General features: G+C 39.4%; 16 protein-coding genes. All 16 read left to right on the top strand.

All coding sequences use genetic code 11. The features are described 5' to 3' along the window. The first annotated feature begins 15 nt into the window (after positions 1-15). The 16 genes from proC (at position 16) to VPAR_RS07175 (ending at position 15151) form a co-directional block, all read left to right on the top strand. The gene (proC, locus tag VPAR_RS07250) at positions 16-810 is read left to right on the top strand and encodes a pyrroline-5-carboxylate reductase (protein WP_004695227.1); all 795 of its coding nucleotides are present in this window, start codon (positions 16-18) and stop codon (positions 808-810) included. A 2-nt stretch (positions 811-812) separates the two neighbouring features. Continuing rightward, positions 813-1598, top strand: a complete 786-nt coding sequence (locus tag VPAR_RS07245) for a YlmH family RNA-binding protein (protein ID WP_004695229.1) — start codon at positions 813-815, stop codon at positions 1596-1598. Between the two features lie 57 nt (positions 1599-1655). Next, on the top strand, positions 1656-2303 hold the full coding sequence (locus VPAR_RS07240) for a precorrin-2 dehydrogenase/sirohydrochlorin ferrochelatase family protein (protein WP_012864738.1): 648 nt from the start codon (positions 1656-1658) through the stop codon (positions 2301-2303). Continuing rightward, positions 2272-3543: a glutamyl-tRNA reductase gene (hemA, locus tag VPAR_RS07235; protein WP_004695233.1), complete on the top strand. Its 1272-nt coding sequence runs from the start codon at positions 2272-2274 to the stop codon at positions 3541-3543. The genes VPAR_RS07240 and hemA overlap by 32 nt, the downstream gene beginning before the upstream one ends. A gap of 4 nt (positions 3544-3547) precedes the next feature. Then, positions 3548-4486, top strand: a complete 939-nt coding sequence (gene hemC, locus VPAR_RS07230; protein WP_004695234.1) for a hydroxymethylbilane synthase — start codon at positions 3548-3550, stop codon at positions 4484-4486. Further along, positions 4483-5991, top strand: coding sequence for a uroporphyrinogen-III C-methyltransferase (gene cobA, locus VPAR_RS07225; protein WP_012864737.1), 1509 nt, complete (start codon positions 4483-4485; stop codon positions 5989-5991). Before hemC ends, cobA begins: the two co-directional genes overlap by 4 nt. A gap of 9 nt (positions 5992-6000) precedes the next feature. Further along, positions 6001-6975 (top strand): porphobilinogen synthase, encoded by a 975-nt coding sequence (gene hemB / locus VPAR_RS07220; protein WP_008602583.1) that lies wholly within the window; start codon positions 6001-6003, stop codon positions 6973-6975. 9 nt (positions 6976-6984) lie between these two features. After that, complete coding sequence (gene hemL, locus VPAR_RS07215) at positions 6985-8289, top strand: glutamate-1-semialdehyde 2,1-aminomutase (RefSeq protein WP_012864736.1); 1305 nt, start codon at positions 6985-6987, stop codon at positions 8287-8289. Between the two features lie 46 nt (positions 8290-8335). Further along, the gene (locus VPAR_RS07210; RefSeq protein ID WP_012864735.1) at positions 8336-8797 is read left to right on the top strand and encodes a helix-turn-helix domain-containing protein; all 462 of its coding nucleotides are present in this window, start codon (positions 8336-8338) and stop codon (positions 8795-8797) included. 298 nt (positions 8798-9095) lie between these two features. Continuing rightward, positions 9096-9848: a hypothetical protein gene (locus VPAR_RS07205; protein WP_012864734.1), complete on the top strand. Its 753-nt coding sequence runs from the start codon at positions 9096-9098 to the stop codon at positions 9846-9848. Between the two features lie 155 nt (positions 9849-10003). Beyond that, entirely contained in the window at positions 10004-10252 is a 249-nt protein-coding gene (locus VPAR_RS07200) for a hypothetical protein (protein ID WP_012864733.1), read from the top strand. Between the two features lie 75 nt (positions 10253-10327). After that, entirely contained in the window at positions 10328-11092 is a 765-nt protein-coding gene (locus VPAR_RS07195) for a DUF3969 family protein (protein ID WP_012864732.1), read from the top strand. A gap of 270 nt (positions 11093-11362) precedes the next feature. Further along, positions 11363-12250 (top strand): immunity protein YezG family protein, encoded by an 888-nt coding sequence (locus VPAR_RS07190; RefSeq protein ID WP_012864731.1) that lies wholly within the window; start codon positions 11363-11365, stop codon positions 12248-12250. A gap of 154 nt (positions 12251-12404) precedes the next feature. Then, complete coding sequence (locus VPAR_RS07185) at positions 12405-12836, top strand: hypothetical protein (RefSeq protein WP_012864730.1); 432 nt, start codon at positions 12405-12407, stop codon at positions 12834-12836. Between the two features lie 26 nt (positions 12837-12862). Then, complete coding sequence (locus VPAR_RS07180; RefSeq protein ID WP_012864729.1) at positions 12863-13252, top strand: hypothetical protein; 390 nt, start codon at positions 12863-12865, stop codon at positions 13250-13252. A 201-nt stretch (positions 13253-13453) separates the two neighbouring features. Beyond that, positions 13454-15151, top strand: coding sequence for a ShlB/FhaC/HecB family hemolysin secretion/activation protein (locus VPAR_RS07175; protein WP_012864728.1), 1698 nt, complete (start codon positions 13454-13456; stop codon positions 15149-15151). Positions 15152-15160 lie beyond the last annotated feature (9 nt).

Genomic DNA, 15160 nt, shown 5'->3' with positions numbered 1-15160 from the left:
ATGGTGGTGATAACTATGTTAGGTAAAACCCTATGTATAGGCGTTGGCTCAATGGGGGGCGCTCTATTGCGCGGTGCATTACAGCATGGTGTGTTGAAAGCCTGTGATACACACATTCTAGTGCGTCGCGAAGAACAATGTAAGGCTCTTGCAGAGGAGCTTGGTGTAGTAGGTTTTACTACATTGCCTAATGTAAACGAGTACAACACTATTCTATTGGCTGTGAAACCACAAGTGTTACCATCTGTGTTAGAGACTTTAAAAGAAGTACCTTATGGGACTGTTATGATTTCTGTTGCTGCAGGTGTCACCTTAGATACTCTTGATGCGGCGATTCCACAAGCTAACTGGTTTAGAGCTATGCCAAATACGCCGGCTTCTATCGGTGCTGGCATGACGGCACTTGCTGGAGATGATGTGAATACTGACCTAGGTCGTACTGTACAAGCCTTATTTGAGGCTGTAGGTGAGGTAGCAGTGGTGAGCGAAGCCGATTTAGATCGCTTAGGTGCACTATCTGGCGCGGGCCCTGGCTATATGTTCGTTATCCTTGATGCTTTAGCTGATGCAGGCGTTCGTATTGGTTTACCACGTCAGCTAGCCATAAAGGCAGCTGCTCAAACAATGTACGGTGCAGGTAAGATGGCTCTTGAAAGTGGCAATCATCCAGCAGTACTACGAGATCAAGTGACTAGCCCTGGGGGCACCACCATTGCGGGTATTGGTGCCATGGAAAAAGGTGGACTTCGCAGTGCTCTCCAAGATGGCGTAGTAGCATGTCTTGCTCGGTCGAATGAATTGGGGAAATAATTTTGGCAGATACTAGTAAATTAATTCGATATTTTGAAGCCAGCGGCAGCGGTGAGGAAGCTCGTCGCATGCTTGACTTGGCTGAGCAGGTTGTTAAAGGTCGCCCATATCGTGTGGCGGATTTTACGAGTCCTGCAGGCCTTGTTATTGCAGATGCTATCAAGGCTAATTACCCACAGTTAACTGTTAAAACTGACGGTGGCTATGAAGGGGCGGAACGTATCCGTATCGCCTTTGTAGATAGCGACTTTAACGGTACCGTGGACATGGGCATTCGCGCCCTTAAGGTAAATTGGGACCCACGGTTCCGATTGCTTACCCATCGCGATGTGCTGGGCTCCTTGATGGGCCTTGGCATTGATCGCTCCAAATTTGGGGACGTTATCGTCCAGCAAGGGGGCGCTCAGATTATGGTGGATGAAAGCGTGGCTGATTTCGTAATTCAAAACTTTACGAAAATTGCTATGGTTTCTGTATCTGTAGAGGCTATTGAGTTATCAGATATTGCACCAAAAGAAGAAAAAATTAAAGAAGTCCGCACTACAGTCGCTTCCTTGCGCTTAGATGCGGTAGCAAGCTCTGGCTTTAGTGTATCTCGCACTAAATTGGTGAGTGCTATCAATGCGGGCTTATTACAAGTAAACTGGCAACCAGCTAAGGGGGCATCCCAAGAGGTTAAAGAAGGGGATGTCATTTCAATGCGTGGTCGTGGCCGAATGAAGGTAGAAGCTATTACAGGTACCTCTCGTAAAGGGCGTATCGGCGTATACCTGAAACGATTTATGTAGGCAGTTGAAAATCGGCTTGACCATCAAGCCGATTTTTTTGTATATAGTAGGACAGCCATGGTATCCATAACATTTCAACCTACAACTGAAGATATAATCCTATTCGTAGGCGGCGGAGAAGTAGCGGAACGACGGATGCAGCTTTTTATTGAGGAGCCTTGCCAAATTGTCGTTATTGCTCCAACTGTGACGGATACGATTAGCCAATGGGCAAAGGAAAATCGCATCACTTGGTGTGATCGGGCTTTCACAATGGACGACGAAGAGCATATTATTTCGAGTAGTTTGCTGTTTATCTGCACAGATAATCATGAACTAAACGATACCTTGTATGAGCTAGGAAAAAAACATCGCGTGTGGACCAACCGCAGTGATGATCCGAGCGCGTGTAGCTTTACTGTGCCGTCATCCCTTGAACTCGGCGATCTTCATATTGCTATTAGTGCCAATAATGTAGGACCTCGTATCAATCGTCTCGTACGACAAGATATGATGAATCGTTATGGTCAGTTGCAAAAGGCTATGCCTAGACTTAAAATATTTAGAGAAGAAGTAAAGTTACTACTTCCTACTCCAGAGGCTCGACAGAAATTTTGGCGAGACAATCTGACGGTAGAAACATTTGAAGCCATTCTCAAGGGAGAGTGGATGATTATAGAGGAGAAACTAAACTATGCAATTAGTGGTATTAGGTCTAAATCATAGAAGTGCCGCTGTAGAGGTGCGTGAACGTTTCTCGTTTGATAAAGACGAGGTAGTTGCCGCACTAAATCGCCTCTATGAATTTGACTGTATCTCAGAATGCGTTATATTATCCACCTGTAATAGAACGGAAATTTATGCTGCTTTAGAAGGTGTAGAATTCCCGAAGGATTACATGTTGGCAGTGTTAAAAGATTTAAAAGGAGCAGATCATATCGATGCAGATGCATTCTTCTTCTACGAAGAACGAGATTGTATTGAGCATCTATTCCGTGTTTCTGCTAGTCTTGATTCCCTTGTGTTGGGGGAAGGCCAAATCTTGAGCCAATTAAAAGGGGCTTATATTCAGGCTTATAGCGCAGGCTGTACGGGAACAATTTTTAATATTTTATTCCAACGGGCTATTAGCGTTGGTAAGAAGGTACGTACTAATACGGGCATTGCTAATACGCCTGTATCTGTTAGTTACACGGCGGTCAATCTTGCGGAGGACAGTTTAGATAAGCCATTATCCGAGGCTACAGTACTTATTTTGGGTGCTGGTACGATGAGTGAATTGACAGCTACTCATTTACAAGCGAAGGGTGTAAAAACGATTTTCGTATCTAATAGAACCTTTGCTAAGGCTGAAATGTTAGCGGAACGCTTTAATGGTAAAGCTGTTAAGCTCGATAACTTTGTAGAGTATGCTAAAGATGCGGATATTCTTATTACATCTACAGGGGCACCGCATTATATTATTACTGAAAAAGAAGCGAAGAAAATTACGACTCTTCGTAAGGGTGAACCAATCGTTATGATTGATATTGCGGTACCTCGTGATATCGACCCTGCGGTGGCAGATTTGGACGGTATTTATCTATTTAATATTGATTCTCTTGAAAGTGTAGTAGAAGAAAACAAGGCACAACGAGAAGAGGAAGCTCGTCGTGCAGAACCTATTATTCACGATGCTATTGAAGAGTTATTGGATAAATTAAGCTATTTAACAGTGCGTCCGATGATGGCATTGCTTACAGAAAAAGCGGAGCGTATTCGCCGTCGTGAATTACATCGCGCATTAGCTAAATTGCCAGATATTTCCGATAAAGAGCGCCGTGTTATGGACTCGATGAGTCGCATGATCATTCGCAAAATGTTGCGTGAACCGATGATTCACTTCAACGAAATCGCTGGTACAGAGGAAGAGGGCTTGTACTGGGATTTATTCAAAGATATGTTTAATCTTGAGAAAGAAGGCTAATGCCATGAGAGATCATATTCGAATCGGCACGCGAAAAAGTGCCCTTGCCCTGTGGCAGGCTGAACATATTAGTGCAGAATTACAACGTCTGTACCCAAATATTACGGTAGAGTTGGTTCACTTTAATACAAAAGGTGACCGTATCTTAGAGAAACCACTGGCTCAAGTTGGTGGTAAAGGTTTATTTACTGCTGAATTAGAAGAGGCTATGCATGCAGGCGACATCGACATCGCCGTACATAGCTTAAAGGATATGCCTACAGAGTTGCCAGAAGGCCTTACTCTTGGTGCCATCTCCGCTCGTGAAGTGCCGTATGATGCACTAGTGAGTCCCGTGTATAAAACACTGGACAAATTGCCACAAGGCGCTCGCGTTGGCACTAGTAGTTTACGCCGGCAAGCACAGCTATTACATGTCCGACCTGACCTAAAGGTAGAGGTTATTCGCGGTAATGTGCAGACTCGTTTGAGCAAAATTGAAACGGAAAAGCTAGACGGTGTTATCTTGGCTCAAGCAGGCCTTAAGCGATTGGGGTTAGAAGACCAAATTACACAAGTCTTCAAGGCCGACGAAATGATTCCTGCCGTTGGACAAGGGGCACTCGCTATCGAGTGTCGTGCCGACGATACGGAGATGCTTGACATGTTGGATCCTATCAACGACGAAGCAACGCGTTATGCCGTTGAAGGGGAGCGCAGTTTCTTGCGTCAATTAAATGGTGGTTGTCAAGTGCCAATGGGCGTACATGGCACCATCAATAAAGGTCAATTGACTTTAAAGGCTATGATTGCATCCCTCGATGGAAAAACTGTGTACGAAGGGGAAATCTCTGGTCCCGCTAAAAAGGGCGAGATCCTTGGTAAAAATCTTGCAAAAGCCTTATATGAAGAAGGGGGCAAACGTATTGTGGATGCTCTCATAGAGGAAGGAATCATAAAATGACAGGTATGGTATATCTAATCGGTGCAGGCCCTGGCGATGTTAAACTCATCACCGTAAAAGGTCGTGAATGTATCGAAAAAGCAGATGTAATTGTATATGATTATTTAGCAGATGCTCATCTGTTAGAGTGGGCACATCCCGATGCAGAATTGATTTATGCTGGTAAACAATGTAAAGATCACACGATGCATCAATGGGAAATCAATGAGCTATTAGTCCAAAAAGGTAAAGAAGGCAAAATCGTAGCACGATTAAAAGGCGGTGATCCGCTCGTATTTGGTCGTGGTGGTGAAGAAGCGATGGCTCTTGGCGAAGCCGGTGTGCCATTTGAGTTCGTGCCAGGTGTAACATCTCCTATCGCAGCGCCTGCCTATGCAGGGATTCCTGTAACACAACGCGCTATGGCCACATCCTTTGCGGTGGTAACAGGTCATGAGGATCCTACAAAAGCAGTATCTGGTATCCATTGGGAAGGCCTTGCTACGGCGGTAGATACACTTTGCTTTGTAATGGGTGTTGGTAACTTGCCAGTCATTGCGGAAAAATTGATGGCTCATGGCCGGTCAGCCTCTACACCAGTAGCGCTTGTTCGGTGGGGAACAAAAACAGTACAAGAGGTATTAGTTTCTACCCTTGAACATGTCGTTGAAGATGTAGCAAAGGCTCAATTGAAAGCGCCAGCTATCATCGTAGTAGGTGATGTTGTCAACCTTCGTGAAAAATTACAATGGTTCGATAATAAACCTTTATTCGGTAAAACTGTCGTAGTCACACGCGCTCGCTCCCAAGCAAGTGCATTCCGCGAAAAATTAGCGGCTCAAGGTGCTAATGTAGTGGAAGCAGCAGCCATAAAAACATCTCCATTGGAATTGTTTGAGGAAGATAAACGCATCATCAACAATACAAAAGAATACCAATGTATCGTATTCACATCTGGTGAAGGGGTTCGTTACTTCTTCGATGCTCTATATAAAGAAGGCAAAGATACACGTGCTTTAGGTAATTCTAAAGTGGCGGCTATCGGCTGTGCTACGGCTCGTGAACTTCAAAAATATGGCATCGTACCGGATATCATTCCTGTAGACTACAAGGCTGAATCTGCTGTAGAGGCTCTTGAAGAAGAACTCAATGCAGGGGATTCTGTACTGTTGATTCAACCAAAGGTAGCACGCGATGTGATTCCACGTTGCTTGCGTCACCGCGATATGAATGTAGATATCTTGCGTTTATACGAAACTACACAAGATACATCTCAACAAGAAGCATTAGTAACAGCGTTAACAGAAGGCAATGTAGATTATATTACCTTCACAAGCTCCTCTACTGTAACAAATACAATCCAATTATTGGGCGACAATGCACTAGAGTTATTAGGCAAAACTAAAGTGGCTTGCATCGGTCCAATTACGGCTGCTACGGCTATGAGTGCAGGTCTTAAACCGGCTATCATCAGCGATGCATATACAACAGATGGCTTAGTAAATGCTATTGTAAAAGACATTTAGGAGGATTACATGTACGATTTAACATACCGTCCTCGCCGCTTGCGTATCAATCCAGAAATGCGTGATTTGGTACGCGAAACGACACTCGACGTAACTGATTTGATTTATCCATTATTTATCGTGCCTGGTGAAGGTATTAAAAAAGAAATCGACACATTGCCAGGTCAATATCACTTGTCTGTTGACGAGGCTGTGAAAGTAGCTCAAGAGGCTTATGATCTTGGTGTGCGTGGTGTAGAAATCTTTGGTATTCCTACATACAAAGATGAGCAAGGTTCCTCTGCTTGGGATATGTCCCAACCAGTACAACAAGCCATCAAAGCCATCCGCGAAGCCGTGCCAAATCTCTTGGTTATTTCTGACGTATGCTTGTGCCAATATACCTCTACCGGTCACTGTGGCATGATCGATGACCATGAAATATTGAACGACGAAACATTACCATTGCTTTGTAAAGTTGCGGTAAGCCAAGCAGAAGCTGGTGCACATATGGTGGCTCCATCCGATATGATGGACGGTCGCGTAGGTGCTATTCGTGAAGCCCTTGATGCGGCAGGTTATACCAACGTATCTATCATGAGCTATGCGGCAAAATACGCATCTGCTTACTATGGTCCGTTCCGCGGCGCTGTTAATTCTGCGCCAAAATTTGGTGACCGCAAATCTTATCAAATGGACCCGGCTAATCGTTTAGAAGCTTTCAGAGAAATCGAACTCGATATCGCTGAAGGTGCGGATATTATCATGATTAAACCGGCGTTATCCTACTTGGACATCGTTCGTGAAACGCGTGACCGCTATGAATTGCCGGTTGCGGTATACAATGTATCTGGTGAGTATGCGATGGTTAAATCCGCCGCAGCGGCTGGTCTTATCGACGAAGAACGCCTCGTTATGGAAACAATGCTTTCCATGAAGCGTGCTGGTGCTAAAATCATCATTACGTACCATGCCTTAGATATTGCTAAATGGTTACAACAATAAGGAGGAACTATGTTCCAACTCGGTAAATCTGAAAAGGCCTTTAACGAGGCTAAACGTTATATGCCAGGCGGCGTAAATAGCCCTGTTCGTTCCTACCGTAGCGTAGGATCTAACCCTCCATTTATCAGCAGTGCCAGTGGCAGCCGTATTTATGATATCGATAACAACGAATACATCGACTATGTGTTGAGCTGGGGCCCTATGATTTTGGGCCATGCGAACCCTGAAGTTATTGCTAGTTTGCAAGAGGCGATTCCTCGTGGTACTAGCTATGGTGCGCCTACACTACTAGAAACAGAATTGGCTAAAAAGATACAAGCCTTCATGCCATCTATGGAGGTTATCCGCCTCGTAAACTCTGGTACAGAGGCTACCATGAGTGCATTGCGCGTAGCTCGTGGCTATACTGGTCGCGATCGTATCGTAAAATTTGTAGGCTGTTACCATGGTCATAGTGATGCGCTCTTGGTGAAAGCTGGCTCTGGCCTTGCTACCTTTGGCGTGCCGGATAGCCCTGGCGTTCCTCAAGGCGTAGCAGAGAATACCATAACATTACCGTACAATGATTCTGAAGCGGTTCGTAAATTATTCGACGATATGGGCGATACTATTGCGGCAATCATAGTTGAACCTGTAGCTGGCAACATGGGTTGCGTACCTCCAGTACCTAGTTTCCTCGAAACCTTGCGAGAAGTGACTAAGGCTCATGGCGCAGTGTTGATCTTTGACGAAGTTATGTGTGGCTTCCGCGCTAGTAGTGGCGGTGCTCAAAAACGTTACAATATCAAACCAGACCTTACATGCCTTGGTAAAATCGTTGGTGGTGGCATGCCACTTGCTGTGTTTGGTGGCTCTCGCGAGATTATGAACCAAATTGCACCAGCTGGTCCTATCTACCAAGCTGGTACATTGAGTGGTAACCCAATTGCCGTTACCTCTGGTTTGGCAACGCTTTCCATTCTGCAACGTGATCCAACGGTGTTTAAACAAGTAGAAGATACGACGATTGCCCTTTGCGAAGGCTTTGAAAGATTGGCAGCACAATACAATGTACCTGTTGTAGTACAGCGGGTAGGCTCTATGTTCACCATCTTCTTCACTGATAAACCAGTTAAGAACTTTGATGATGCAGCAGCTTGCAACGAAGAACAATTCAAAATGTTCTTCCACCATAACTTGAGCCATGGTATTTACTATGCGCCAAGCCCTTATGAAAGTAATTTCGTATCTATCTGTCATAAGAGCAGTGAAGTAGAACGCACATTAGCCGTTGCTGATGAAGCTTTCAAAAAAATCAGTGATACATTATTATAAAAGTATATAGTTTGTAGTTGTTTATGTATCGATACAGGTGATGAACATGCAGTTTTACAAGAACTTAAAGCGTGCTCGCGTGCGCATGGGCAAAAGCCAAATCGAAGTAGCAAAGGCCGTAGGTATCAGTAATGCGGCGCTTTCAAATTACGAAACAGGGTATCGCGAACCAGATTTAGATACACTCTGTGCCCTGTCTCGCTATTATGGATTGACCTTGGATGAGCTGTTGGATGTAAATGGAGAAGAACACGAGCCCATCTATGATCTCAGTCCTGTACTAAAAAATAAATACATCGCCTATAAAGGTGATGTATTCGAGTTGAAAGACTCACAAAAACGTGCGCTCTTGCGCGAGCTAGATAATCTATTTACTAAATTTGAGAAATCAAAAGTAGAAGATAAAAGTAGCAAGCCAAAGACGTACAAACATGGGAACCCACATATCAATCGGGCTGGACTAGCTAGCAGTGCTGGTAGCTTAGTGGCAAGACGGAATATAAAGTAGTGCTATACTACATTGTAGACCGAGTGGGACATGTTTATTTGAACAATTTAATTAACTTAATTATAAAAAGTACCATCTATTTGGGGAGCTAAACGACACATAAGTCGTCCCTAGATAGATGGTGCTTTTTTTTGCCGTATATAACAAAATATTCTTTGGTGGTATACGCTAGTTTAACATATAATTGAATTATAGAAGGGGAATAAATATTTATTAATTAGATATGATATTTGATATTATTAAAAGATGTTGGTGTTTTGTATGAAGCTATTTGATTATATAGCTTAGGTAGTTTGGTATGAAAAAAATTTGTTCTTTAATACTGATTGTTATAGCAATTATTAGTACCACTATTTATCAGTATTATTATCACGATGGTTCTCCTAATAATATAGTTATTCTGGATGAGTCCCATGAATTAGTAGATACATCAATTAAAGAAACCGTCTCTAGTCGTATTTTAGCCGTATATCTTGATGAGCCTTACTATTATTATTTAGGCTATGATGGAATCGGTCGATATGATATTAGAAATCACATGTTAGATGTTCTAGAATTTGAAATTTACGGTGATGAGACTGGCAAGCATAAAATTAATTATTCAAGATCTAAGATGATTGTTAATAAGAAATCTAAGTTAGAAGCTTTTTCAAAAGAGACTTTAGATAACTTTGAAAAAATGCTGATGAACTCAGAACGTGGTGCTAAATATTATAATAAACGATGGTATCATTCAGGCTATGAAGCCACATTTCTCGACTTAGATAAGCATCTAATTATTACAAATGACGTAAGAGGAATAAAAGAGACTCCTACTAAAATCTTAATATTTAATGTTAGTGGTTTTATTATCATTGATAAAGAAACAAATAATATACAAGTATATTTTGATGAAAGTATTGCTGGTAAAAAGGTTAGAGACTCTTTAATTACTATGTTGAAATATAACTATGGCGATTATCTAACCATATTAAATAGTCTTGATGAAATTGGGAAAGACGAACGGACCATCTTGTTACAATTAAGAGATAATTATGTTAATAAAAAGTAGTAATATATTATATTTATATTCATAATATTGTGTAGTAAAAATTGAGAGTACTTTAACGAGTTGATTTGATGGAGTTGTTAGTTTTGAAAAAGATAGGAATGTAAATATTCTATTTAGTATGTATTATCTTAATTATAAGGAGATTTAGTAGATCGATGGAGTTCTTTGATTCTTTTTTGAATTTATATGATACAAATTATGAGGTTAAAGGTACAATTCAGGCTATAGGATTTTTAATTGCATTTATTTGTATTCCTGAGTTGATTGGTAATCATGATAGTATAGAATCTTTTACTTCAGCTAAGCCTATAGTGAGATGTGTAGTAAGGATTATTTTGAGTATCTTCTTATTTTTTGCAATATTTACTTTGTTGGGTTTGCTGATGGATAATGGACTATTATAATTCACTAAGTAAAACGGGTTAATGATGAACGTATAGATTTTAAGCTAGAATAAATTAGTGGATAGAGGTATAAATATGATCTATTTTAAAAGTAAAAAAAGCTTAGATACATTTTTAATGGTCTTTATATTGGGTGCTGTTAAGGCATATAGACGAAATTATATTGACTTGACCATTTTAGAATATTACATATTTAGTATGTTAATTCGATTAATGTGTAGAAAAGCACATCTGTCCGATAAACTGTTAAATATAATTGGTGATGGGATGAGTTTAGAGGATGTTGATGAGTGGATGGCTCGTAGAATCCCTATACCAGCATTAAATGATACGTTAGATGATATTGAATGCAGTAGTTGGATTGCTTTAATAGAACGGGAGTTAGAGGGTAATACTTTATCTGAAGCGTTAAAGATTTCTACACATGATGAAAAGAAGTTCGGTATCTATTTCTTTACCGATTATGTAGAGGAGATATTTTGGGCGTTGTTTTTGTTAGGATTGTATGAAGTCTTACAAAAACCTGAATTCATTTCTGAATCAATCTTAAGTTGTATTAAACAGACCTATTTGTCTGAAATATATACGTGTGAACGTATTCAGAATGAAGATCTTCAAGCATGTATTTCCAATTTACAGGAGATAGCGGATACTAATATATCCGGGCAATTAAGTAAAGATTTAATTACTATGAAAGCAAAATTAGCATCATTACAGATATTATTACCATTTTATGATGTGAGTTTTGACAAGTTAGAAACAGGCATTGATTTAAAAGCCACTAAAGGGATGTTTTGGCAGATCAAAGTTTCAGGGAAGTTTATAGACTTGGGATTATAGATTCTAGAAGATTTTTAAGTTGTATATATACTTATGATTATTATTTAAGAAAACTAAGCTAGAAGACTTTTCAAAAGAGGCTTTATATAACGTTAGAAAAATGCTAATGAACTCAGACCATGGTGCTAAATACTAACAATAATCGCTGGTATTATTTAGGTTATGAACTAACATTTCTTGATTTAGATAAACATCGAATCATTACTAATGATGATGTAAGAGGGATAGAAGATTTTTCGACGAAATTCCTAATAATTAATGTGAGGATATATGGATAGATATATTAAGAAAATAAGAGATATACTTATTGATTGTATGCCAATACATTGGTATAAGTGTTATTTGTTTTTTGAATGTACAGAATCAGGCATGAGTTCAGCCTGTTACAATGTTAAGACCCCTTCCGGTTCTATTATTACTGATGGTGATTTGCTATATAATTGTAATGATGAAAAAGTAAAATCTATAAAAGCTGGGACTAGTGAGATTTTGACGTATGTACGTTTACTTCATGAAGCTTCTACAGAACAATGGACGTGGGGAACAATGTATATTTCACGCGATGATTATGAGCCCCATTGTGAATTTCATAATGATCCTGTAACTGACGATTGTTGGCTTCAAAATAGATATAAGTGGGAATATCAGAATTTTGGTGTTCTAGCTAGAGAAGATGAATTTGAGCCGGATATATATAAAGAAATGCTAAAAGGTCCACGAGGTATTTTATTATTGGAAGATATGGAGTCTAGTGTATTAGCAAAAAATTATACTGCCATTGATAAGGCGTTTAAGTTAAAGCATAAAAGCTTAGAATCGGAACTTGAAAAACATTATAATAAAGTGGCCAAAAATATATATAAATTAATGCCTCTAAATTGGCATCGTGCTAAATTACACTTTGATATGAATGTTAATAATCCCTTTGTAGAGCTTTGGGTTTATAAAACTGAGGATGACTCATGTATTACAAAGTATGTGGAAAATAATGATGAAGAGCCTGCTATTATTTCGGAAATTATGTATGATTTAAAAAATGAAGTTGTAGCGATGATTGAGACTTTTAAATTCTATAATCAAAACCCATTCTCTGGTTTAGTATATACATTAACCTCTAATGGTGAGGTATCTTTAGCGCTAACTTATGGAGATAAATAATTTTAAGTTCGTTGATGAAATTGATTAGATAAGCTTTTATGCATCTGTTCATTAGGGTTTCGGAACCGATGGGTGGCATACTATACTACAGAGTCAACTAATAGAACTGACTCTGATATTAGTGATATTGATGAGGTAAGAGGGAAAATTAGGGATGAGTTTTAAAACAATTTATTCTGTTATTTGGTACACATTTATAGGTTGTTTTTTCGTATGGCTAATTTGTGGATTAGGTTATAGGTTTTTGTTTAATGATACTGTTGAGCAGTCTAGAATGGAACTGACACAAGCTTTAAATGTAGCTTTTCCGCGAGAACACTATATAATTGATGGAGATGTATATGATCCGAACAGAAGAAATCTATTATCTATAGGTGTATCAATAAGTATAAAGAAAGATTCACTACATAGAGATATAAAATCAATAAAGCCCTTAAATGGGGAATGGATTTTAGTTAACCAAACTAAGTCTCTTTATGTATATGAAAATGAATCATATAGAGTATATGTAACAAAGAATTCAGAGAATGATGGATATCTTGTACTGTTAGCACGTAACAATTGGCTAGAAATCTTGCATTTATAATTTTATTACTTTAAATGGAGCTATATATGAAGATTGGTCTTTCATTATTTTTATTATGTATATATTGTCTATATTTTATTAAGAACCCTTATTTTGTATTAGAAAAGGAACAAGTTAAACGTTCTAAATCCATGTTATATACAGAAATAGGAATAGGATGTCTGGTTTTTATACTCATTAATTTTCCTTATGATAGTGTTAATTTAATTCATCTGTTAGCTATTATAGGTATATTAAATTGGGTGTTAGAATTGTGGTTAAGAATTTTAGCCGTTAAGTCTGATTCTTCACTTACTTTAGAGAAAATGCCTATTCTATTGAAAAAAGCAAAAAGAGATTTTTATTCTGTAATACCTATAATAGTTATTTTTATGCTTATGATTCTTTTTAATGTGATAACTGATAATTTTAAATAATCTTAAATTGCAATATGAAACTGAATATAACTAAAATTAAGTATATTTTGATTGATTAGTGAAAGAAAGTTATATGAAGTAACTCTCTTTTGTGATATAAAACATATATATACATAAAATGTTGATTTTATGTTTTCTGAGAGATATAATCAGACTAATAAGTTAATAATTATTTGAAAGTAATATATAGGAGAGAGAATTATGAAAGTAGTATCAATCGCTGCCGGTTGTGTGGGCTTAGTTGGCGTTATGTGTGCAACGACAACTTTGGCAGCGGATGTACCTTCCTCATTTATTCAACAAGAAGCGGCTCGAGCCGATGCTTCTTTGCGTCAACGCGCGGAGGCACCGATGGCAAGGGCCGCTTTGTCGCGTTCAGAATCAAGTTATGACAATTTAAATGGCGCACCTATGGATGCATTACCACAAGAAGCAGTGTCATTTCCAATTGATCAGATTGTGATTACGTCATCAGAACCAGCCTTTAAGAAGTATAGGAATCGACTGAAAATATATAATCATAACAACATTGGGGCAGAGGGGATTGCTGTTTTACAAAAGCAATTACAAGAGCAAATTCTTGCTGATGGATATGTAACGAGTCAAGTGGTAGTACCAAATCAAGATTTGCAATCAGGTATACTGACTTTTGAGATTTTACCAGGTTATGTAGAGGATATTATTCTTACGAATCCGAAAGCTCGCACGAATTGGCGAAGTGCATTTCCTGTTCGTCCCGGATATGTACTGCGTAGACAAGCATTAGAACAAGGTATAGACCAGATGCGAAATGTACCGGGGCAAGATGTGAAGCTTAGTATTGAGCCGGGAACAAAACCCCTTCATTCAATAGTGAAATTAACGGTAGAACAAAAAGGTTTTGTACATGGATCTTTGTTGTTGGATAATGCTGGTTATGAATCCACAGGGAAGTATCAAGGTACTATGTATGTGTCATTTAGTCAATTGGCAGGTCTTAATGATACCTTGTCGACTAGTATTACTAAAGATATTGGGCATCATGGTGATGGTCATGGATCGAAGCAGTATGCCGTAAATTATGCAGTGCCTGATGGAAATCGGATGTATCGTTTATCTACATATCAATATAGTTATCATCAATTGGTATTTATGCCAGAAGCGTTCCGTTCTTCAGGGAATACTCGAGGAGTTGAGTTTTCTGTAGAGCAAGTGTTGAATCGGACGAGTCGTTCTAAGACAGCCGCTGTCGCTAAAGTGATTCATAAGACACGCCATAGTTATATTGATGATATAGAAATTGGTGTACAGGAGCAACATACCACTGCATTGGAGCTAGGATTATCTCATCGTCAATATAGTGGGAATACTATGTCCGATATATACCTCTTTTATCGTCAAGGTATACGAGGTCTAGGTGCTATGGTACGCAGTTGGGAAGGTTTGGCAGATAATCCAACTACGTTATATAAAATGGCGGGACTAGAAGGTGAAATTCAAAGCGGTGTACGCATCGGTCATAAACAAGGTGTGTATACGATGCGTTTTAGAAGCCAATTTACCAATCAACGTCTGTTCGGAACCGATCAATTTAGTATCGGTGGACGTTATTCCGTACGTGGCTTCAATGGGGAAGAAACATTACGTGGTGACTCCGGTTACTACATTCAAAATGAATGGGCCTTACCGTTCAGACGACAACGAATAACTCCGTATATAGGTGTAGATATAGGTCATGTATGGGGACCATCCACAGCGACACAAATCGGTAATACATTAGTAGGTGGGGTTATCGGTGTTCGTGGTAATATCGGCGATGCGTTTCGCTATGATGTGTCATGGGGGAAACCAATTAAGAAACCTGACGGATTTGTAACGGATACAAGTGTTTGGGCGTTTAGATCTGCTTACCAATTTTAATCAAGTTTG

Origin of the sequence: Veillonella parvula DSM 2008 (assembly GCF_000024945.1) — a bacterium.
GTDB classification, from domain to species: Bacteria; Bacillota; Negativicutes; order Veillonellales; family Veillonellaceae; genus Veillonella; species Veillonella parvula.
The sequence above is the reverse complement of the archived record's forward strand: the minus strand, read 5'-3'. Positions and strand labels throughout refer to the sequence as shown.